A 20,088-nucleotide genomic window follows, 5' to 3' on the forward strand; every position below is an offset into this window, starting at 1 on the left:
ACATATCTACGCAGAAATGACATCGATTAAAATCTTGCCATGTAATTACTATTTTTCTTAGGGTAGTAAAATTTAATTACATATACTAAATCCCTTTCGTTACCCATCATAAGTTCCGTAGAAGCGATATCAAATTCATATATTCTTTTATTAGTTATAATAGTCATATTTGTACGAATATCTTTTTCAAGAGGCTTAATAAATAATCTATTTGCCAAAGGAGTTATTTTCCAAGCATAAGCATCCCCAAGAATTATATTTTGGACTTCTTCGTTTTTAGCAAATTCTATATGCGATTGAAAGCCAAAATGCAAAACTAATAAATAAACTTCATTTGGATTATATATATAAGTTTTTATCCTATTATCTTTAGTTATAGATAAATCATCTACATAATTATTACTACTATTACATGGATCATCTACAAGTGGACATTCTCGTTGTACTGTAAAACCACTTAATAATATAAAAACTAAAAAATAAAATCTAACTATTGTCATCGTCTACCCTATATCCGTTCACTTGAAACCCTACCGGATTTACATCAAGTTCTGAATCTGTTAATTGCATAGGCACATAAGCATAACTTACTACCGCTATTTTATTATAAACTAATTGGTTTCCTGATGTTTCATTTACGGAAAATCTAACTATATATTTATCTGCTGCGATTTTTGACCATGATTTTATGACTAAAAATGTAGTATTCTCTTCTTTATATTTTAAAGTAGGATCAAAATCTTTATTTCTTATATAGCCAAGATAGTTGTAATAAACACTGCTTGTTGAAAATAATCTTATTGTCGTACGAGCTATCGTCGCAAAATCAACCGGATTATATGTTTCCCGTGCCGTTATGTATTTCTTTATAAAATACCTTGTAAGAGACTCATCCGCCGTTAACACTGGTGATGAAATAGGTTCTACCACTGAGGCACGTCCGGTATTACTATTAAGCTGAATAACAAAAGGCTCAAACTGTTTAGATTTCACTACAAAGGCTATTACTAAAGTTGCTATAACCATAAAAATGGTTAGTAGTATTATTAATATGATAAGTAAGTTACGTTGAACAAGTAACTTATCAGATTGCTCTTCATACCAATTCTGAGTAATTTTTAAAGGATTAGCCGATTTAATACTTCCTTGCGTTTGTGTATCTCCTGCACCGCTTTGCGAGTTATTACTTGATTTAAAGAAGCCAAATATATTATTCATATCAAAGGTATTTTTATTATTACATTGTTATTGTGTAAAACTATTACTTTTATACTATATTTACTGAATTAACAGGTCTTCTTATACAAGGATTTACGCTTACACTCGAACCATCATCTATATCAGTAGAAACGCACGGGCTTTTAATTTCATAAGGAGCTGAAGGGGTACATGACAACAATTGAGCAAGCATAATTAATACTAATAAAAGCTTTAATGATTTTAACATTCTAATTATACATTATTAAATTATCTTGTTACTATTTTAAAATTACCTTACTATACAATAGTTCACAAGCATTTTTTAAAAAAATCTATTTATAAATATAAAAAAATATTAAAAAGATTGTAAACTATTATACTCTGAAGTAAATAAAGAGTAGTTATACGAAGTTCAGCTTAGGAGAAGAGCGTATACTTCATACGTGGCTACCTGCGGACTTATAAAGACATTGTCGCCAATTTTTCAAGTGGGATGAGTATAACATAATAACTACCATCAATAATTGTTATTGTATAATTTTAATTTATAATTTATTTATTTTAATTTTAAAGTTAAACAATATTTGGTATTGTAGCAACAATATAAACTTATTTTATAGCTTAAAATAACATTAAATTAAATCATAATCATATTATAATAATTATGATAGAGTGTTAAAACAGAATAAAATTAGATATTAATCTAGTAATTATGGACCCATTAACCAACGCAATACAAGAATATATAAAATCCGGCGAATATTTTATTGATGCAAGAAAATGGTATAATTTTAAGTATATCTTACTGTTAAGTCATAGAAGTCTTCTGCTTTTAATATGCACGATTTTTACCTTATTATTAACCTTAATTTGTATAAGTATCAACATATTGCTACCTATAAACCAAAAAGTAAATTATTTAATAAACGATGATGCCGAAAAACAAGCTGCCGTTATTAATACTAAACATTCAACATTAGTAAAGCCTTATATCTCTATTGCAAATATTATGCTTCAGAATTATGTAAACCAACGAGAAGAATACAATTACGATATATTAAAAGAACAATTTACCTTTATCAAAAATGCTTCTACGAGTATTGTTTATATGCAATTTGCTAATTTTATGAATATTGATAACCCATTATCACCGGTCATAAGATATCAAAAACTATATAGACGCTCAATTAATATATTATCAATTAACAATATAAACGATAACGAGGCAATTGTTACTTTTGAATCATTGGCAAAAAATAGTACGGATGCAATTTTAGAAAATATGGTATGGGAAGCAAGAATCGGATTTATAATGGATTCTATCAGTACAAATACATCACCTAATATGCCGTTCAATTTTACCGTTACTAGTTACAAGCTAAAGTTATTAAGGAATAAAAATCAGAAATAATATGAAGCAACTAATAATATTTTGTACTTTTATAATACTTACATTAGATGTATTTGCTCTTACTATATCACGACCTCTAGGTCGAGACCCACGTCTAAGAGTTATGACTTATAACCCTGACGATGTTTTCAAATTCACAGGATATTACGGCTATCAAGCAAGTATAGAACTAGCAAGAGACGAGGAAATAGTAAGTATTTCTATGGGAGATACTACTTCATGGCAAATAGTACCTGCCGGTCATAGGATTTTTATTAAACCGATGGAACCGGATGCTACTACTAATATGACTTTAATTACTAATAAACGGACATACTTCTTTGAACTATATGCCGCCGAAACTCTTGATATGCGTGATCCTGAAATGGTCTTTAACGTAAAGTTTCTTTATCCGGATGACGAAAATGACAATATGAGCGGTCATATGCAAACTTTTTCTGCTGCCCTAGCAAATCCCGACCTGACTCATCCTGAAAAATATAACTTTAATTACTATATTAGCGGCAGCGAAGAAATAGCTCCTATTAAAATTTTTGATGACGGCGAGTTTACTTATCTGCAATTTAGAGATAAAAACGCTGAAATTTCCGGTATTTTTGCTGTAGATGATTCACTTCGAGAATCTTTAGTAAATTATCGCCTTGCTCAAGATAATCCTAATATGGTGATCCTTGAACAGGTTTTTCCTAAGCTCGCTATACGTAAGGGCAAAAAAGTCACATGCGTATTTAATCAGTCTTTCAAAGCGTATTAATGTCTACCAACGTCATGGCGGCAATGACGATGAAACTGATTCACGTCACAATACTTTTCTTACAATAACAATATAATTATGCATAATTTAATATATTTCTTTGCCTTGATCTTACTAACTAGCGGCTTATTTATAATGCTTACAAGTCGTAATTATATTCATAAAATTATCGGGCTTGGAATCTTTCAAAGTTCGGTGTTAGTGTTTTATTTAAGTATCGGAAAAATGAAAACAGGCGGTGTACCTATTTTCCAAGAGGGCATCACTACTTACACTAGCCCTTTGCCTCATGTATTAATGCTAACTGCTATAGTAGTTGGGTTTGCTACTCTTAGCGTAGCTTTAAGTTTAATATATCAAATTTATAAACATTTTGGTACAATATCAGAAAATGAAATTAATTTTGATAAATGATGCTAGCTAACCATGTCCCTATCATACAAATATTATTCCCTTTATTTGGGGCTTTACTCTCAATAATATCTTTTCGCTTTATTACCTTTGCACGAATAATTACTACGATTTGTATTTTATCTAGCCTTTTGGTCAGTGTTTATGGATATAGCATTATACAAAATACGGAGCTATCTTACACCATGGGAGGATGGACTTCAAAAATAGGAATAGAATATCGGCTAAATGCACTAAACCAAGCTATTATTATTTATCTTAACTTGGTTTTATTATTCTTTTTAGTTTTTTGTCATAAGATTACTAATCAAACTATCTTAAAATATATAAACAATAATAGAAAATCTTTATTTTACGGTATATTATTATTCGCTCATACGGGCTATTTAGGGATGATGGCTACTCACGATTTTTTTAATCTATATATATTTATAGAGATTTCGGCACTTAGTAGCTATGTCCTGATAGCCTCAGGTAATAATCCAAAATCTTTAATCGGAGCTTTTGATTATTTGATAATAGGTAGTATCGGTGCAACTCTTATTCTTATATCTATAGGATTTCTGCTAAGCATTACGGGTAGTTTGAATATGGCAGAAATTGCAGCGTATTTACAAGAACATACTAATTCCCGTATAATCACTATAGCTATCGGTTTTTTCTTAATAGGTGCTATTTTAAAAACAGCTTTTTTCCCTATGCATTTTTGGATGATGAGAGCTTATAATAACACGGCTTCAGTTATTTTAGTATATTTAGCAGGGATTTCTACTATAATAGGAATATATATAATATATAAATTTACTTATATTATTATAGGCTATGAGACAATTAAAACGGCTATTACAAATTTTATAAAACCTATCGCTTTAGCTACTCTTATTATAGCCCCATATTTTGCTTACCAAACAAAAGATTTCAAGAATATTATAATTTATTCATGTTGTACTCAAATAGGTTACGTATTTTTATTATACGTAACCGAAAACGGTATAATAGTTTTACCAAGTTTATTACTTGCAGATAGTATAAATAAAATAGCTCTTTTCTTGATAGATGCTTATAATGGAAGCTATAAAAGAGAGCCTAACAAAGTTTTAATAATAATTGCTATTATGTGCAGCTGTGGCTTACCTCTCAGTCCATTATTTTTTATCAAAGTAAATATTCTTGAATTATTATTAACACACAATCTACTATTAGATTTTATTATAATTTTACTTAGCTCTGTAGGATCGTTATTTTACCATTATAAAATGGTACTATTGTCATTCCCGCGAAAGCGGGAATCCAGTAATTAAAAAATATAAACACAGTAAGTTTTTAAAACTAAAAGCACGATTTATCTCGCTTTTTCTGGATTCCCCCACTTTTAGCTAGGCATGATATAGAAAGCCATACAGGTAATGCTCTAACCATACTATCAAAAAAAGTATAACAGCTTATCATGATTACACAATTTACTACTCCGAATCTTTTGATTCTATCAACTTTGCTAGTTGGTGCATTAAACTTAACTAGCCCGTATGCCACTCAAAAAGATAGCTTTATACGTAATTTTTTACTTATTACTATTGCTATTTTTTTCTTCGGTAATATTTTAATTATAGACTGGTTGTTTTTAAAAGGTATTAGAGCAGGATTTGAATTTAATATATTCGGTAATTACTCTATAGGATTCCATCTTGAACCTTTAGGGCTTATTTTCTTAAGTTTAATAGGCTTTTTATGGATTTGTGCTTTACTTTACACTCCTAAATATCTTGCTATTAATAATATAGACTATTCTTCTAGATTCTTATTTTTCTTTAACTTCACTATTCTAATCGGTGTTTTAATTGCTTTATCTAGCAACTTATTCACGATGTTTATTTGCTATGAGCTTTTAACTATTTCTACAGCTTTTTTAATAGGACATACCAAAAATAATATAGTACTTAGCGGGTTATATAAATATCTAAAAATTCTGATGATTTCTGCCACAATATTATTTTTACCGGCAGTGATAATTATTTATACTAAAACCGGTAACGGAGATTTTGCAAGTGGAAGTTTAGTAGAAAATTATTTTTCCAAAAACCAGTCAATTATTTTATTGTTAATGTTTATTTGCGGTATTGCTAAAACTGCCATTTTTCCGGTGCATTCATGGCTTCCTGCTGCAATGGTTGCACATTACCCCATTAGCAGTTTGCTGCATGCCGTAATAGTGGTTAAAACCGGATTATTTTGTATTTACAAAATCCTATTATATATATTTGGTTTATCGTATTTACAAATGATATTTGCCGAGTTTAACTGGTTAATTTTTATACCGATAGTAAGCATATTTTATAGCTCAATCAAAGCCCTAGACACGGATAATATCAAAAAAATACTCGCCTACTCCACTATGAACCAATTAAGCCTTGCATTGCTTAGTGCTTTCATGTTAACACCTAAGGCACTTGGAGCCGCAATACTCCATTTAGTTTCACATTCTTTTACAAAAATCTGCTTATTTTATAGTATGGGAAGTATTTACAGTTTAAAGAAAACCAATCAAGTACAGAATTTACATGGTACATCCAAAGAATTTCCTTTAATTTCTTTTATTATATCTATCTCTTCATTATCATTAATCGGTATACCTATCTTTAGCGGATTTATTAGCAAATTCTCAATATTACTTGCCGCAAGCGAACAGAATCAAATCATTGTTATGATTGTCGTAATAGCTAGTAGTATATTCTCAAGCCTTTACCTGCTCAAAATATTAAGCTCTATTTATAAACCTTCTTTAGTAGAATCTAGCGTAACAAAACCACTCCCCTACTCTATGCAAATCAGTATAATAATGTGCTGCTGTGCCGTAACTCTTTTCTATTTTATTCAAATCTTAATCAGAGAATTTTTAGCTTATATTACATAAACATATTTACATAATCTACACATAATCATATAATATTTATACCGTAGATACTTCAAAAGTTGGAAGTCAAATAAGCAGTGCACCTACACAGCGTACAATAGTGAGCACAGGCGAATCCCGAAATTTGACGTACCAAATCTTGAAGTATCTACGGTATAAATATGGTAATTATTTTTGAGGATAAATATGGCACAAATTATTAGAGCAACAGAATTTGTACGATCTTTTTCAGATATTATGAATAGAGTTTACTATAAAGGCGAAAGCTTTGACGTTCAAAAAGGTAATCATATCGTAGCAAGGATTACGCCTGCAGAAATCAAGCCTTCTGTAGCAGTAAGAGACTTAGAGGAAGCTTTTAAAAATGATCCACATCTTGATCCTGAAGATGCTGATCAATTCATGAAAAATCGCAAAGAAATAAGACACAATACTAAACAAGATATTAAAAAATTGGTTGAAAGATGGGATTAATTATTGATACTGCTATAATCATAGCTTTAGAAAGAGAAAAGGTCAGTACTAAGCAATGGTCACATTACGGTCAGACTTATATTAGCCCTATTGTGTTAACTGAACTATTAATAGGAGTAGATAGAGTCAAGAATGAGAATAAACGTATAAAATGTTTAACTTTTATAGAATACGTAAAAAGTCTGTTTACTATATTACCTTTCGATATTGAAGAAGTATATACATATACACGTATTACTCATGATTTATACACACAACGTATAACTATAGGAACTCATGATATGCTTATTGCAGCAACAGCTATTACAAAAGGTTTTCTGATATTAACTCTAAATGTAAAAGACTTTAAAAGCATCCAGGGACTAGAGGTTTTAACAGTTTCTTCTAAGGATTAAAATGTTTATTCAAAATACCAAGTGTACATTTCCGCTTACTAATTTTGAGCTTATGTTTGATTTTCACCCACAAAATCAGCTAATAGCTCTAGCATTTCTAATTGTTACTGCTATCTTAAATCTTTATACAATTTCCCAAAATAGAAAATTAGAATGCTTAATCGGTAGTTTATACTGTTTATCCTCTATTATATGCGTATTTGCAGCTGATTTTATTTCCATGATAATCTCGCTTGAATTCATGACGATTTTTGCCTGCATAATTATTTTTTGTGACCAATTAAAGATAAAACCGGCACGTCAATATTTCCTCACTCATTTATTCAGCAGCGGGCTAATCTTAATCGGTATGACTCTTCTAATCCAAACAACAAGTAATACGACTTTTACTTCTTTAACAGAATCAGTAAATAATTTTGAGTTACCAGCAATATTCATACTTGCAGGTTGTTTAATTAATGCCTCGGCTATTTTTGTAAACGGCTGGGTGGTTCATTGCTATCCTATAGCTTCAAGTAGCGGTATTGTATATTTAATTAGTTTTACTACTAAAGTTATTTTAATTATCATTTTAAAATTATTTAGCGGTCTTGAGATATTAAAGTTTTTTGGGATATCAATGATCATTTACGGATTAGTATTGTCTCTAATTGAAAAAAAACTTAAACGATTAATATGTTATCTTACCGTATCACAGCTTGGTTTTATATTAACGGCTATTAGCATAAACTCTCCAAATATAGCTTATCTTATTACAAGCTTTATATTCATACATATATTATATAACGGATTATTTGCTTTATATTTCGCTTATATAGAAGATGAGTATGATATTAAAAATTACCAAGATCTTCAGAATACTCAAATTAATTTTATTTTATTAAGCGGATTTGTTATTAGTATATTGATCTATACATCTATACTGCCTATTCGTTCTTCTTATATTAAAGATGAAATAGCTAATATTTTAAACGAGAATAGTGTAATGCTATTTTCCAAGATAGCGACTTGTACCGTATTATTTGGGTTGTTGATGGAGAGTTCTACGTCATTCCTGCGAAAGCAGGAATCCAGTAAAAACCTTACAAATAAAAGCTTTATAATATTTCTGGATTCCCGATTTCGCAGGAATGACATAAGAACTATAACCTACCTCTCTTTCTGCATCATAACTTTATGCATATGTTTATTCTACCCTATTCAAATATCACATACTGCTAACTTTAAGCTAGTGATCCTTGCAATCTCACTGTTATTGGCTTTAATATTTAGAAAAATACCACGCATTTCGACAGAAAACATAAACCTTGACCTATACCAATATATTGAAAAATTTATATATTTCAGTATCGATAAATATAAAGAAACGGCAGACAATAACGAAGATGCGGCAGAATATCTTAATTTTAAGGTTATTTGGGATAATATTTTAAGTAAAATATCTGCTTGGCATAATCAGCAAACTGCTATATTGATTGTATTATTCCTATTAATTAGTTTGATTTTAACACTACAATAATTCGATGTTGTATAGATACCAAAATCGTCACTGCGAGAAGAAACTGTAAGTTTCAACGAAGCAATCTAGTAAACAATTCTGATTACAGAATTTTTTTATTATTTTACTAAATTGCCGCGTCGCCTACGGCTCCTCGCAATGACGACTTTAGGCATAACAACACAAAAAAATAAAAAACATGAAACCACCAATAACAGACAAACAAAATTACAGCTTTGAAGTTCACGAAACAACAATAAACGATGATTATCACTGGCTGCGTGATCCTAAGTGGCCAAATGTAGAAGACTCTAAAATTTTAGATTATTTAAAAGCTGAGAATCAATATACCGAAAATTTCTTTGCCGATCTGCAAAATGATAAGGAAAAGATTTTTAAAGAATTAAAAGGACGGGTTAAATTAGACGATGAATCGGTTTATGTTAAGAACAAAGATTATTACTATTACCATAGAGTAGAGGAGAATAAAAATTATCCGATATATTGCAGAAAGCATCATAATATGGAGTCAGCAGAAGAAGTAATATTAGATGTCAACCTTCTTGCTCCAAATAGCAGTTTTACTGATGTTGCTACAGTTGCAATGTCACCTGATCACAATTTAATGGCTTATAGTGTTAATTTTACAGGTAATGAACAATACAATATCAAAATATACAACCTTAAAGAACAAAAATACTTACCTGATGAATTAGGCAATGTACAGCTAAATCTCGATCGCTTCAGACAAGATGAATTTCAGGATAAGCCTGCGGAACGTACAAATGTACGTGAGCATAGGCGAATGCCGCAAAATTCGCTTGTATCAAGCGATCGAGATTTAGCTGTAGCTCCTACTATAATTTGGCATGAACACTTAAACGGCTTTTTCTATATTACTATTAATGAGAATCAACGCTGGGATAAGGTAATGTTTCACCTTCTAGGTGAAGAGGTCACTCAGGATAAATTAATATTCGAGGTAAAAAACCCTCTTCATTTTATCAGCTGCAAGAAATCAGCAAGTCATAAATATATTTTTATAAATTCAGGCGATCATAATGAAAATGAAATTTACGTAATTTCTATGCAGGATGATAGTTTTACGCCTAAATTAGTACGAGCTGCAGAAAACAAAATATTCTATGAAATAGAATATAATGGCGATTATTTTTATATTAAAACTAATTATAAAGCTAAAAATTTCCATGTTATAAAACTGCCGGTAAATAATTTTGAAAATACTAGCTGGGATGATTGGGATGATATTTATATTAAGGAAGAACAAGACAAATATTTAAAAAGCTTTAATGTTACAAATAATTATTTAATCTTAAACTATCGTGACCAAGGTTTACCGCTAATTAAAATAAAGCGATTTAAAGATTTACAAGAAAATACAATTTATTTTCCCGACGAAAGTTTCCAAGCAAGTAGTTTTTCTACAAACTTTGAGGAAGACGATATCAGAATAGATTACTCTTCTCTAGCAAGACCCAATACCACTTATAGTTACGATTTTAATAGCGATAAATTAACGATATTAAAGAGCCACGAAATACCTTCAGGCTTTAACCCGGAGGAGTATAAAGTAGAGAGAATATTTGCAGATAATGAAGATGTAAAAGTACCTATAACCTTGTTTTATAAAAAATCTTTATTTAAAAAAGACGGTTCAAATCCTTTATATCTAATGGGTTACGGTGCTTATGGCATCGCTATGCCCGTCAATTTTAGAAATACAGCAGTGACACTTGCCGATCGCGGTTTTATTTACGCAGTTGCTCATATTAGAGGTGGCGATGATCTAGGTCATGATTGGTATGAAGCTGCTAAGTTTTTAACCAAAAAAAGAACATTTGAAGACTTCATAGCCTGTAGTAGAGCTTTAATTAACGAGCAATATACAAGTAACAACAATATAGTAATAATGGGCGGTAGTGCCGGCGGTATGTTAATCGGTTACATACTCAACGAAAAACCGGAAATCTATAGAGCAGCAATCGCGCATGTACCGTTTGTTGATGTTTTGAATACCATGCTTGACGAAAGCTTACCGTTAACTCTCTTGGAATATAATGAGTGGGGTAATCCGAAAGAGAAAGAATATTTTGAATATATTAAATCATATTCCCCTTATGATAACGTAAAAGCACAAAACTACCCTGCTCTATTCGTTACTTGCGGTATATCCGACCCACGTGTAGGTTACTGGGAACCTGCTAAATGGGTAGCAAAATTACGAGCACTAAAAATGGACAATAATCCCTTATTATTAAAAACAAATATGGATACGGGACATAAAGGTTCTGCCGGTCGTTTTGATTATCTGAAAGAGATAGCTGACGAATTAGTATTTATTTTTAAGGTGTTTGATGTTGAGGTTTAGTTAGCAGATTTGTGGCTGGAATCCTGTTATGTCATTCCTGCGCAAGCAGGAATCCAGTACTTTAAAGCTTTTTAAAAGCTCAATTTATTGCGCTTGTTCCTGGCTTCCTGCTTGCGCAGGAATGACATACAATACCTCTACTGAATACAAAAATAATGCATAAAAATTATCTAGAACAATTACAAAAATTACCGATTACTTTAATTTTACTAATTAGCTTAATTTGCTGTATTGGTTTCATTGTGCTTTATTCTGCAGCAAATAGTAATTTGCAGCCCTGGGCTTATAAACAAATTATAAATTTTTGTATATTCTTGCCTTTAGCTATTATTATTGCATTAATTGATTTACGCATAATATTTAGGTTATCGTATATCTTTTATTTGTGCGTACTCGCTTTACTAGTAGCCGTGGAGCTTTTCGGCTCAACTGCCATGGGCGGTAAAAGATGGATTGATATCGGTATAGTTAAGCTTCAACCTTCCGAACCGATAAAAATCGCCGTTGTACTAATGCTTGCTAGATATTTCCATTCACTAACAATTGATGATCTTACAAAATTTCATAAAGTTATTATACCGATTATAGGAGTTTTAATACCGGCTTTTCTAATAATTAGAGAACCAGATTTAGGTACGGGAATGATTGTTTTAATTGTTTCGGCAATTATATTTTTTGCGGCAGGTCTTAGAATAAAATATTTTATAATACTAGGTCTTGCTGCTCTTATTAGCCTACCTATTGCTTGGAATATGATGTATGATTATCAAAAAAAACGGGTAATGGTTTTTTTAGATCCCGAACATGATCCGCTCGGTGCTAGTTATAATATTATTCAGTCTAAAATCGCTATAGGTTCAGGTAGCCTATTTGGACGCGGTTTAAATCAAGGTAGCCAAAGCCATTTGGATTTTCTTCCCGAACATCAAACTGACTTTATCTTTGCTACCTTCGCTGAAGAGTTCGGCTTTATAGGAGGAATGTTTTTACTAATATTATATTTTGCACTGATAACTATTTCTTTATTAATTGCCGCAAATTGCCGAGAGATTTTTAGTAAATTAATGGTAATAGGTATTACTTCAATCTTATTTATTCACGTATTTATTAATATAGCTATGGTTATGGGCTTGCTTCCCGTAGTAGGCGTACCACTACCGTTTATTTCTTACGGCGGAACAATGATCGCATCCATGTTAATCGGCTTTGGGCTTGTGATGAATGCTCAGGTACACAGACATACCACTTTACACTAGTGCAATTATATTGACAAAATGGATAACATAAATTAATAATAAGTTGCACTTCACTTTCTGATTTTCGTATAAATCGAAATTTCCTATTGACTTTTATATAAAACAGTATAGATTTCTTTACAATTTAATTTTTTATAAAGAATTTATGCTCGGCTATGAGAAAGCACAAACAAGTTTAAATAGAGAACCAAAACAAGCATGAGGTATTTTGTCTATTGGCACTTTTCTTGAATATTTTGATTTATATTTATATGTACATATGGCAGCAGTGCTTCTCAACGAGCTTTTCCTCAAGCTGATCCTCAAACTGCTCTAATCTATGAAGCAGCTGCATTATGTTCAACATATGTATTTAGACCTATAGGAGCATTAATCTTTGGTTGGCTTGGTGATAATATAGGAAGAAAATCAACTATAATAATAACTACTTTGCTTATGACTATAGCTTGTTTTATTATGGCAAATCTTCAGCTTATGATGAAATAGGAATTGTAGCTACATGGGTTATGATAGCATGCCGTATGGCACAAGGCATATCCTCAATGGGGCAAGTAATAGGAGCAGATGTATATTTAACTGAATTTATTAAACCACCTGTACAATATCCAACTGTAGCAACTTTAGATAGTTTTTGTATATTAGGTGGTTTTGGAGCATTATGCTTAGCTTCTTTAGTTACTTCATTTGGTTTTAGTTGGCGTATAGCTTTTTTAATCGGTGCTGGAATCACTATAGTAGGAGTCATCGGGAGAACTTCGCTTAGAGAGACACCGGAGTTTGTGGATGCTAAACGATATTTAAGAAAAACTTTAGAACAAGCTAATATTGATCCTAAGAAGATAAAAGTAATATTAAAACTATTATAGCGTTTTTTTATTAGATTATACAGGTCCTGTAGCATTTTATGTATCATATATTTATTGTGCTAATATATTAAAAATACTGTGAATTATAGCCCTGCAGAAATTATTCATCAAAATTTATTTGTAGCACAGTTTAATTAATTGTTGTTTTATTTCATGTGCCTCTATATACACAACAATTTTTACAACACTAATTAAACTTTCCTCATTTTTTCAGGTGATTTAGCACCTAAAGTTTGTAAATTATACATTCTGTCAAAGAACTTTATTAATACTGTATCATATCTTTTTTGTCTAACTAGCAAATTCAGACCTTTCTCACTACTTATTTTTCCGTAAGGTTTTATTCTAGTTAAACCCTCTATGTGCTTTGCTACTTCCGGTCCAATAGTTATTACTTCTTCAGTCAGTGCTATATCTTCAATAGTATCATGCAGTAAAACAGCTTGCAGCATAATAGCATTATAAAGCTTAGGAGCTTCTTCGGCTACAAACTCTGCGAGCATAATCGCTACTTCAATCGGGTGAGAATAATAAGGATCGCCTAATTGACGTATTTGTAAGTCGTGATACTTGCGAGCGTAGTAGATACCTTTTTTAACTTCTTCTATATCAACAGGATTTTTTACTTTAGCATTTAAATATTCGATGTTGTCTAATAGTTTTTGAGCGTAAACGCAAGTTTCAAACTTTTCTTTCCAAGAGCTTAAATCTTCCATAAAAGTCATTTCTTATTTTTATTAATAATAGTTGATTACAATTAAAACAAAAATTAAAATTGTAATAATAAATGGCTTTTTAATCCTAAAGAAGCATAGTAATTTTAACCTTTTGGTATTTAAGCAACTTCATTATGTTTTATTAGTGCTGTTATTACTTATCCCGTATAAAGCTTATCTGCCAAAAACTTTCTTCTTTATATTATCTTCTTCTAAAAAATATATCACTTTTTTCATTCAATATATCATCACGGTTTGTATATAAAGATTCAATAAATAAAATAGAATCCTTTAAAGCTAGTTGCACAGCTATATTATCCTGATCATGTCTTTCTATAGTTTTAGAAAGCCTAAATTCTTTAACTACATTACCTAATTCTTTTATATTAGCTTGAAATCTAGTAGAATCAGAATTTGATATAGGTGTTTTTGAGAGATTTATTATTTCGTTTCTACGTTCTTGTGTTTTAATAATAACTATTTTCTTTAAGTTATAGTCTAAATCTTCCATTCCAATTTTATTGCGAATAATATCGTTTATACTAATTACTTTATTTCCATGCTTTCTCTCATGCCTTGCTGCTACTATACTGCAAGCCACATCTGTTAATATATCTATTAAGAAACTTTGCGTTATTAAATCTATACCTTTTACTAATATTTTTATTATACCCTCTTGCTCATTAATATTATTTTAAAATATTTTAGTTTCAGCAATACAGCAAACATTTATGATATTTTTATATTCCAATAAAATGCATTACAGTAATCGTATAATAATGGGCTTTCTTGTACTAAACTTTCAATTTCTCTAAAAATTTCTGCTTTTTGCATTGTTCCACTATAGTGTTTTATTGTGGCTATCTATCTTAATTTCATAGGCATCTAATCTTTTATTTGCCCCGGCATCTAGTAATTTAAAATTACTGGTTTTCAACCTTATTTTTGCATCTTGAATTATTTCACTTGCAAACTTCATCTTACTACTATATTTAAATATCTGTTTTTCTTCTTCAGGCTTAAGCTTTTCATTCTTAATAAAGCAATCACATTGTTCTTGGGCTGCTAATTCGTTAAATAGTTGCCCTCTTAGTTCTGTGTTAATTTCTGCTGGATAAATAGTGGCTATTTTCTTTAAATTATCCTCACCAAATTTATATATTAGATGATCACTGAAAATACTTCACTTATCTTTATTATCACCTGCATAAGATAAAATATATTTTCAGTTGTAATACTACTTATGTAATTAATATCACTTGCTGCTATTTTAAGAGCTAATCCTTTGTTTAGGAATAGAGGTTTTTATATTGTTCTGCTAACGGATCGTCTGTTTCTGCAAGTAATTTAGTTATAAACTCCTCTAAACTTACTATTTTGCTTGCTGAATTATCGGTTGTAAATATTTCATAGTTTCTATCTTCAAATATTATCTTGCCTTCTATTCCTGGTGCTTTACTAACCGATACCGTAAAAGTAAAATTATATTTCTTTATACCATTTAAAATAAACTTACGCTCAACTCATTTATCACACCGCTTTTTAATATGCTGTTATATATTTCTTTTAAAAAGATTTGCGTTTCGCTTATATTCGGTAATTCGTTAAAACTCGCAATAAACCATTCTATTACTTCAGGATTTTTACTTTTTTCATATTCTTGAGTGATGTAATCGGTTATTGTGTGTAGAGTAGTTTTGGCGTCTATTTCTAAATATAAATCCTTATCAAAATTTTGAGTTCTATGTAGATCAATTATTTTTATTAACCTATTAACTTGTTTATAACTAGCTTTATCAAATGATCTTACATTTATTATATTAATTAAACTTACAGCAACTGCATACTTAGCATATCTGTCAACATAAGGGTCACTGAGTATATCTTTGAACACTTTAAATGCTTCTTCTACCGGTTTTACCTTTCCTAATTTAACTAAACTTAAAGAGCAGACTCGGATTTGTCAGAATTACTAAATAAATTTTTCAGTATTTTAGATGCGTCATGTGATATATTGGGGTTTATTTGTATTATCCAACCTAGGATTTTGACGATTGTGAATTCAATATAATTACTAGGGTTATTAAGTAGTGTATTCAATATTTTTAATGTCTCTTGGGCTAAACTAGGATTTATACGTACTGTTTCAGTTAAGCTCCAAATAACTACAATTTTGACTTCGTTTCCGGAATCGTTTAATACTTCTTTCAATATACTTATTGCTAATGTTAAACTTGGTACAATATATATTAACTATAAGCTTACAACAGCCGTAGCCTTAATATAAATATTAGAATCATTTAGTAGATCTTGCAGTATATTTAAAGCTTATTGTTCATACATTACACTTAGCATTTCAGTTAAGCTTCTCGAGTAGCTTGATATAAAATTTCATTATTAGGGTTACCAAATAGTTATTCTGATTTTAAACATTGCACAGTATCAAATTTGACATAATTAGGCATTACGGATTAGTGTTTTCAATATGTTCAATGCTTCTTTTACTAAACTAGGCTTTGCCTTTACTATTTCAACTAAAACTGAAACTGCCTCGAACTTGAAATTTTCTATAGGATCATTAAATAATTCTTGCAGTGCATTAAATGCCTTGGGTGCTATATTAGGTGTTGTATTTACTATCTTAACTAAGCTTTTAGTAACTAAGTATTTGTTGTATAATTTTTTTTACCTGATTTAATATTTTTATATCTAAATTAGGCATAATATTAATTATTTCAATCAATATTATATTTACATATTCATTTAATACCTTTTTATTTAATAACGGTATTATTTTTTTTTAACTTTCCTGTAATACTGTCTTATCTATCGTCTCATCTAATATTTGGGCTAATTTTTGTAATTGTTCATATTTAATTTCTAATAGGCTTGTTAACTTCTTATAAATTTTTGTTTTACTGCCCCATTCATTTCTTATTTGCTAATCCTGTGATGATTCCTATAACTTTTTTAAATTCTTGAGGGTCAGTTTTTTTATTTTGTAATTTTTCATTTACTGTTTTAACAATCGCTTCCGATAAATAACCACTGTCTATTATATGTTGTTCCCAACCTGTAATATCTTTTAGCACAACTTCATCTATTAAATTTTGTATTTGTTTTAAATTCGGTATTCTACTATCAAATTTCCCGTTAATGTTGCTTTGAGCTAATAAATGCATTAAGAGTATAATCTTTCTTTCAATCCCTAACTCTAATATCCTATCCACATTACATGTTACAGCTTTCCAAAATATTTCTATTAACTCTTGATTATTTTCATTACTTACCATCCCTGCTAGAAACTTCAGAGTCATTAGATATTTCGGATCGTTTCGATGCGCACCTATAAAATTTGCTGCTTTATATTTTGTGTTGTTATCTGCTAACTGATTTTTTAAATAACATGCAGCTAGATATTCTTGAAATGTTAAATGAATAAATTGAAAATTTTGCCCTTCTATTCTTAATATCCCTTGTTCTATAACTTCGTCTATATCTAATATATCTTTCTTGCTTTCTACTACTTTGTTCTCTACTCACTTCCCTGTTGCAACAAACGACTCATAAGCTATTTGCTCTAAAAAACTCATTTTGTTTTTTAAGTGATTATTAGCTTCAGTTTTATTTTTATATTTAAGTCGTTTATATAGTGAAATAATAAACTGGCTTAATAATAGGCATCTAGAAAAAAAACAAATTATTATTTCACTATATAAACGACTTATATTAAAATCTTGATTACTGTTTTTTTTGAAATTTATCCCTTATTTCTTGATCGCTCTAAATCAAACATATTAATGCAGTATTGATAGGAACTGCACATATTTCTTTTATTTGGCCATGAGTATCCAAAAAGATTTTTAATGGTGTTCCAAGCTCTTTATCATACTCAAAATTTTTATGTACATATTGCTCTATTCCCTCACTATCCCAGCCTGTATTGTCTACTTTCTGCTCAAATCTGTTGCTCATTTCTTCTATAACCGCATTAGGCCTAGAACTCATTACGATATTTTTATACTGAAATACCGAATCCATAATATCTCGGTCATCACGATTACTCTGTGATAAAAACGCTACCTCATCATAACCATCCAGTAGTAATAATATCCTATCTTTATCTTGTATGCTTTTTATATCTTCAAGTTTTATATCGTTAGAATCTAAACAATAATGGACAAAACAACTTAGTATATCGTCATCTATATTAGTACCATAACGTACTGTCCAGCTTAACAATTCCTTTAACCTGATTCTAAATACATAATCAAATTTGTTGTTCCATAGTTTTTCTTTTCCCCATTTATAAGATAGATAATGCATTAACGTGGTTTTACCTATTCCTGCACTACCGAGTAACAATACTTTACCTATATCAACTTGCATTCTGTTTATTTTCTCAACTATATTTTTTACTGCTGAGGTACTTTTATTAGTTAGATTTCTGCGAAGTATCGCAAACTTATTTTCTTCATTTAGTGACTTAGCTATATTATCAATTTTTTTCTTGAACTTGATAATTTTTATCAAACAACTCCCTTATCTTTTCTTCCGTATCTATGGCTTTAAAAATATTCTCTATTTCTGCCGGTGATGAGACAGAAGTAGATTTCGGTACGTGGGCTAGTCCTTTTGTCGGCAATAGTCCTCAAAAGGCACAAAATAATCTAAGCGGTTATAAATATAACTCAACCAGCAGTACTGTCGGTTTTGATAGTTGAATAGGCGATGATTTCTTACTTGGCGTTGCTAGTGTATGGCAAACGAACTCTTACGACTGATATGGCACTGAGATTAGGTAAATATTTTCACACTTCAGCCCAGTTATGGATTAATTTACAAGCAAGATATGATTTAAAATTAGCCTAGCGTAATGAATGGCCTCATATTAAAATCGTATTCGTACTATGGAAGCAGCAAGAAAAGCTAGTTGATCATTTCCTAGCAACGGCAAAAGATTCAGGATGTCTTATGGCAATATCGATATCCTGCATAAATCTTATTCTTATACTGTCGCTTGTACCAAGTGCATAAGGGTTAACTAACACATCTAATACTCCCCATTGCCCGACATAAAATATTAAATAATACTTTTTATCACGGAGTAATACATTATAAAAAAGACAACAAATACTACCCTCATATTTACAAGCCTATTGTTACTAAAGAATTATAGAACAAATAGAAAAAGTTTTTGCATCAATGTATATTGAGCCTGATTTATTGAGCAAAATAATTAAAAGTGTTAAAGAATCGGCAAAATATGAAAAAGATTATTATAACACAAGAATAACAGAATGAAATAAAGAGCTTATCAGTGTAAAAAATAGCCTTGATAAGCTTAGAAGTAAACTTTTAGAAGGTATATTTACAAATGAAGAATACGCAGAAGATAAATATAAATTAACAACACGTCGTGATAAAGTAATGTTAGAGATAGTAGAGCATAATAAAGGTGATGATTGTTTTACGGACAAAATGATAGATGTACTAAATTTAGTTGCCAATGCACATCAATATTTTGTTTTGTCGAATGCTGAGGGAAAAAGACACCTAATAAAAACTGTGTTTTCAATATAAATTAACAGGCAAAAAGCTTGACTTTATGCTGCATTCGCCGTTTGATTCATTCGTAAAGTTGTCAAAAATTGAGGAATGGCTCCTCGGGCCGGACTCGAACCAGCGACCGAACGGTTAACAGCCGTTTGCTCTACCACTAAGCTACCGAGGAACATTAGAAGCATCTGGAAGATTCAGATACTTCCTTATAACAAATCTTTATTATAACGTCTAGCGTTTTCTTT

At 30.4% G+C, this 20,088-nt stretch carries 23 protein-coding genes, 1 tRNA gene and 1 pseudogene; 16 read left to right on the forward strand and 9 right to left on the reverse strand.

Translation table 11 applies throughout. The annotated features are described in order from the left end of the window. Window positions 1-26 precede the first annotated feature (26 nt). Genes RSIB_RS04275 through RSIB_RS04265 form a run of 3 tightly spaced genes read right to left on the reverse strand, consistent with a single transcriptional unit; the run spans window position 27 to window position 1,447 of the window. Window positions 27-500, reverse strand: a complete 474-nt coding sequence (locus RSIB_RS04275) for a TrbG/VirB9 family P-type conjugative transfer protein (protein WP_004996190.1) — start codon at window positions 498-500, stop codon at window positions 27-29. Further along, a complete protein-coding gene (locus tag RSIB_RS04270) occupies window positions 487-1,218 on the reverse strand; it encodes a VirB8 family type IV secretion system protein (protein WP_004996191.1) in 732 nt (243 codons plus the stop codon). Before RSIB_RS04270 ends, RSIB_RS04275 begins: the two co-directional genes overlap by 14 nt. A 49-nt stretch (window positions 1,219-1,267) precedes the next feature. Then, entirely contained in the window at window positions 1,268-1,447 is a 180-nt protein-coding gene (locus RSIB_RS04265; RefSeq protein ID WP_004996194.1) for a DUF2706 domain-containing protein, read from the reverse strand. 465 nt (window positions 1,448-1,912) lie between these two features. Here RSIB_RS04265 and RSIB_RS04260 point away from each other — a divergent pair, with 465 nt between their 5' ends. The 13 genes and pseudogenes from RSIB_RS04260 to RSIB_RS04210 all read left to right on the forward strand — a co-directional run bounded on the left by RSIB_RS04260 (window position 1,913) and on the right by RSIB_RS04210 (window position 13,565). Then, complete coding sequence (locus RSIB_RS04260; protein WP_004996196.1) at window positions 1,913-2,611, forward strand: VirB8 family type IV secretion system protein; 699 nt, start codon at window positions 1,913-1,915, stop codon at window positions 2,609-2,611. A gap of 1 nt (window position 2,612) precedes the next feature. Beyond that, window positions 2,613-3,365, forward strand: coding sequence for a P-type conjugative transfer protein VirB9 (gene virB9 / locus RSIB_RS04255; RefSeq protein WP_004996199.1), 753 nt, complete (start codon window positions 2,613-2,615; stop codon window positions 3,363-3,365). A gap of 78 nt (window positions 3,366-3,443) precedes the next feature. Beyond that, window positions 3,444-3,779, forward strand: coding sequence for a Na+/H+ antiporter subunit C (locus tag RSIB_RS04250; protein WP_004996201.1), 336 nt, complete (start codon window positions 3,444-3,446; stop codon window positions 3,777-3,779). Then, the gene (locus RSIB_RS04245; protein ID WP_016728115.1) at window positions 3,776-5,077 is read left to right on the forward strand and encodes a proton-conducting transporter transmembrane domain-containing protein; all 1,302 of its coding nucleotides are present in this window, start codon (window positions 3,776-3,778) and stop codon (window positions 5,075-5,077) included. The genes RSIB_RS04250 and RSIB_RS04245 overlap by 4 nt, the downstream gene beginning before the upstream one ends. A gap of 146 nt (window positions 5,078-5,223) precedes the next feature. Continuing rightward, on the forward strand, window positions 5,224-6,687 hold the full coding sequence (locus RSIB_RS04240; protein ID WP_004996209.1) for a proton-conducting transporter transmembrane domain-containing protein: 1,464 nt from the start codon (window positions 5,224-5,226) through the stop codon (window positions 6,685-6,687). Window positions 6,688-6,724: 37 nt separating this feature from the next. Beyond that, window positions 6,725-6,843, forward strand: a pseudogene (locus tag RSIB_RS08605) (palindromic element RPE5 domain-containing protein); the annotation flags it as partial. A 30-nt stretch (window positions 6,844-6,873) separates the two neighbouring features. Next, window positions 6,874-7,161, forward strand: a complete 288-nt coding sequence (gene vapB / locus RSIB_RS04235) for a type II toxin-antitoxin system antitoxin VapB (protein WP_004996211.1) — start codon at window positions 6,874-6,876, stop codon at window positions 7,159-7,161. Next, on the forward strand, window positions 7,152-7,556 hold the full coding sequence (gene vapC / locus RSIB_RS04230) for a ribonuclease VapC (protein WP_004996214.1): 405 nt from the start codon (window positions 7,152-7,154) through the stop codon (window positions 7,554-7,556). The genes vapB and vapC overlap by 10 nt, the downstream gene beginning before the upstream one ends. Before the next feature lies 1 nt (window position 7,557). Further along, entirely contained in the window at window positions 7,558-9,075 is a 1,518-nt protein-coding gene (locus RSIB_RS04225) for a proton-conducting transporter transmembrane domain-containing protein (protein ID WP_004996217.1), read from the forward strand. 178 nt (window positions 9,076-9,253) lie between these two features. Next, window positions 9,254-11,443 (forward strand): prolyl oligopeptidase family serine peptidase, encoded by a 2,190-nt coding sequence (locus tag RSIB_RS04220; RefSeq protein WP_004996218.1) that lies wholly within the window; start codon window positions 9,254-9,256, stop codon window positions 11,441-11,443. Between the two features lie 155 nt (window positions 11,444-11,598). After that, on the forward strand, window positions 11,599-12,699 hold the full coding sequence (rodA, locus tag RSIB_RS04215) for a rod shape-determining protein RodA (RefSeq protein ID WP_004996220.1): 1,101 nt from the start codon (window positions 11,599-11,601) through the stop codon (window positions 12,697-12,699). 372 nt (window positions 12,700-13,071) lie between these two features. Next, window positions 13,072-13,185: a hypothetical protein gene (locus RSIB_RS10160; protein WP_231282996.1), complete on the forward strand. Its 114-nt coding sequence runs from the start codon at window positions 13,072-13,074 to the stop codon at window positions 13,183-13,185. Then, on the forward strand, window positions 13,146-13,565 hold the full coding sequence (locus tag RSIB_RS04210; protein WP_004996221.1) for an MFS transporter: 420 nt from the start codon (window positions 13,146-13,148) through the stop codon (window positions 13,563-13,565). Before RSIB_RS10160 ends, RSIB_RS04210 begins: the two co-directional genes overlap by 40 nt. A gap of 191 nt (window positions 13,566-13,756) precedes the next feature. Here RSIB_RS04210 and RSIB_RS04205 read toward each other — a convergent pair whose 3' ends face one another. The 5 genes from RSIB_RS04205 to RSIB_RS04190 all read right to left on the reverse strand — a co-directional run bounded on the left by RSIB_RS04205 (window position 13,757) and on the right by RSIB_RS04190 (window position 18,814). After that, window positions 13,757-14,281, reverse strand: coding sequence for an HD domain-containing protein (locus RSIB_RS04205; RefSeq protein WP_004996222.1), 525 nt, complete (start codon window positions 14,279-14,281; stop codon window positions 13,757-13,759). Window positions 14,282-14,483: 202 nt separating this feature from the next. Continuing rightward, the gene (locus RSIB_RS04200) at window positions 14,484-14,882 is read right to left on the reverse strand and encodes a hypothetical protein (protein WP_004996227.1); all 399 of its coding nucleotides are present in this window, start codon (window positions 14,880-14,882) and stop codon (window positions 14,484-14,486) included. Window positions 14,883-15,782: 900 nt separating this feature from the next. Continuing rightward, complete coding sequence (locus RSIB_RS09640; RefSeq protein WP_004996228.1) at window positions 15,783-16,175, reverse strand: hypothetical protein; 393 nt, start codon at window positions 16,173-16,175, stop codon at window positions 15,783-15,785. Between the two features lie 1,033 nt (window positions 16,176-17,208). After that, window positions 17,209-17,598 carry a hypothetical protein gene (locus RSIB_RS04195; protein ID WP_004996233.1) on the reverse strand — a complete coding sequence of 130 codons (390 nt, stop codon included), beginning with the start codon at window positions 17,596-17,598 and terminating at the stop codon, window positions 17,209-17,211. A 466-nt stretch (window positions 17,599-18,064) separates the two neighbouring features. Next, window positions 18,065-18,814, reverse strand: a complete 750-nt coding sequence (locus RSIB_RS04190) for an NACHT domain-containing protein (protein WP_004996235.1) — start codon at window positions 18,812-18,814, stop codon at window positions 18,065-18,067. A gap of 29 nt (window positions 18,815-18,843) precedes the next feature. On the opposite strand from RSIB_RS04190, the gene RSIB_RS08610 reads away from it, so the two are divergent. From RSIB_RS08610 to RSIB_RS09650, 3 genes are all read left to right on the forward strand, one after another. After that, window positions 18,844-19,005, forward strand: a complete 162-nt coding sequence (locus RSIB_RS08610; RefSeq protein WP_014410511.1) for an autotransporter outer membrane beta-barrel domain-containing protein — start codon at window positions 18,844-18,846, stop codon at window positions 19,003-19,005. Between the two features lie 61 nt (window positions 19,006-19,066). Beyond that, window positions 19,067-19,153, forward strand: coding sequence for a helix-turn-helix transcriptional regulator (locus RSIB_RS09645; RefSeq protein ID WP_231567160.1), 87 nt, complete (start codon window positions 19,067-19,069; stop codon window positions 19,151-19,153). Window positions 19,154-19,711: 558 nt separating this feature from the next. Continuing rightward, a complete protein-coding gene (locus RSIB_RS09650; protein WP_016728121.1) occupies window positions 19,712-19,864 on the forward strand; it encodes a hypothetical protein in 153 nt (50 codons plus the stop codon). A 76-nt stretch (window positions 19,865-19,940) separates the two neighbouring features. Here RSIB_RS09650 and RSIB_RS05820 read toward each other — a convergent pair. Continuing rightward, window positions 19,941-20,015: transfer RNA gene (locus RSIB_RS05820), tRNA-Asn, on the reverse strand. Window positions 20,016-20,088 lie beyond the last annotated feature (73 nt).

Source organism: Rickettsia sibirica 246 (assembly GCF_000166935.1).
Taxonomy (GTDB): Bacteria; Pseudomonadota; Alphaproteobacteria; order Rickettsiales; family Rickettsiaceae; genus Rickettsia; species Rickettsia rickettsii.

What these genes read in the sequence shown, in the direction of transcription:
- RSIB_RS08610 (WP_014410511.1), top strand. Translation starts at nt 18,844, where the DNA reads ATGGCTTTAAAAATATTCTCTATTTCTGCCGGTGATGAGACAGAAGTA.
- RSIB_RS04275 (WP_004996190.1), bottom strand. Translation starts at nt 500, where the DNA reads ATGACAATAGTTAGATTTTATTTTTTAGTTTTTATATTATTAAGTGGT.
- vapB (WP_004996211.1), top strand. Translation starts at nt 6,874, where the DNA reads ATGGCACAAATTATTAGAGCAACAGAATTTGTACGATCTTTTTCAGAT.
- RSIB_RS09650 (WP_016728121.1), top strand. Translation starts at nt 19,712, where the DNA reads ATGTTAGAGATAGTAGAGCATAATAAAGGTGATGATTGTTTTACGGAC.
- virB9 (WP_004996199.1), top strand. Translation starts at nt 2,613, where the DNA reads ATGAAGCAACTAATAATATTTTGTACTTTTATAATACTTACATTAGAT.
- RSIB_RS04260 (WP_004996196.1), top strand. Translation starts at nt 1,913, where the DNA reads ATGGACCCATTAACCAACGCAATACAAGAATATATAAAATCCGGCGAA.
- RSIB_RS04195 (WP_004996233.1), bottom strand. Translation starts at nt 17,598, where the DNA reads ATGACTCTGAAGTTTCTAGCAGGGATGGTAAGTAATGAAAATAATCAA.
- RSIB_RS09645 (WP_231567160.1), top strand. Translation starts at nt 19,067, where the DNA reads ATGGCACTGAGATTAGGTAAATATTTTCACACTTCAGCCCAGTTATGG.
- rodA (WP_004996220.1), top strand. Translation starts at nt 11,599, where the DNA reads ATGCATAAAAATTATCTAGAACAATTACAAAAATTACCGATTACTTTA.
- RSIB_RS04265 (WP_004996194.1), bottom strand. Translation starts at nt 1,447, where the DNA reads ATGTTAAAATCATTAAAGCTTTTATTAGTATTAATTATGCTTGCTCAA.
- vapC (WP_004996214.1), top strand. Translation starts at nt 7,152, where the DNA reads ATGGGATTAATTATTGATACTGCTATAATCATAGCTTTAGAAAGAGAA.
- RSIB_RS04225 (WP_004996217.1), top strand. Translation starts at nt 7,558, where the DNA reads ATGTTTATTCAAAATACCAAGTGTACATTTCCGCTTACTAATTTTGAG.
- RSIB_RS04220 (WP_004996218.1), top strand. Translation starts at nt 9,254, where the DNA reads ATGAAACCACCAATAACAGACAAACAAAATTACAGCTTTGAAGTTCAC.
- RSIB_RS04270 (WP_004996191.1), bottom strand. Translation starts at nt 1,218, where the DNA reads ATGAATAATATATTTGGCTTCTTTAAATCAAGTAATAACTCGCAAAGC.
- RSIB_RS04245 (WP_016728115.1), top strand. Translation starts at nt 3,776, where the DNA reads ATGATGCTAGCTAACCATGTCCCTATCATACAAATATTATTCCCTTTA.
- RSIB_RS04240 (WP_004996209.1), top strand. Translation starts at nt 5,224, where the DNA reads ATGATTACACAATTTACTACTCCGAATCTTTTGATTCTATCAACTTTG.
- RSIB_RS04205 (WP_004996222.1), bottom strand. Translation starts at nt 14,281, where the DNA reads ATGGAAGATTTAAGCTCTTGGAAAGAAAAGTTTGAAACTTGCGTTTAC.
- RSIB_RS04250 (WP_004996201.1), top strand. Translation starts at nt 3,444, where the DNA reads ATGCATAATTTAATATATTTCTTTGCCTTGATCTTACTAACTAGCGGC.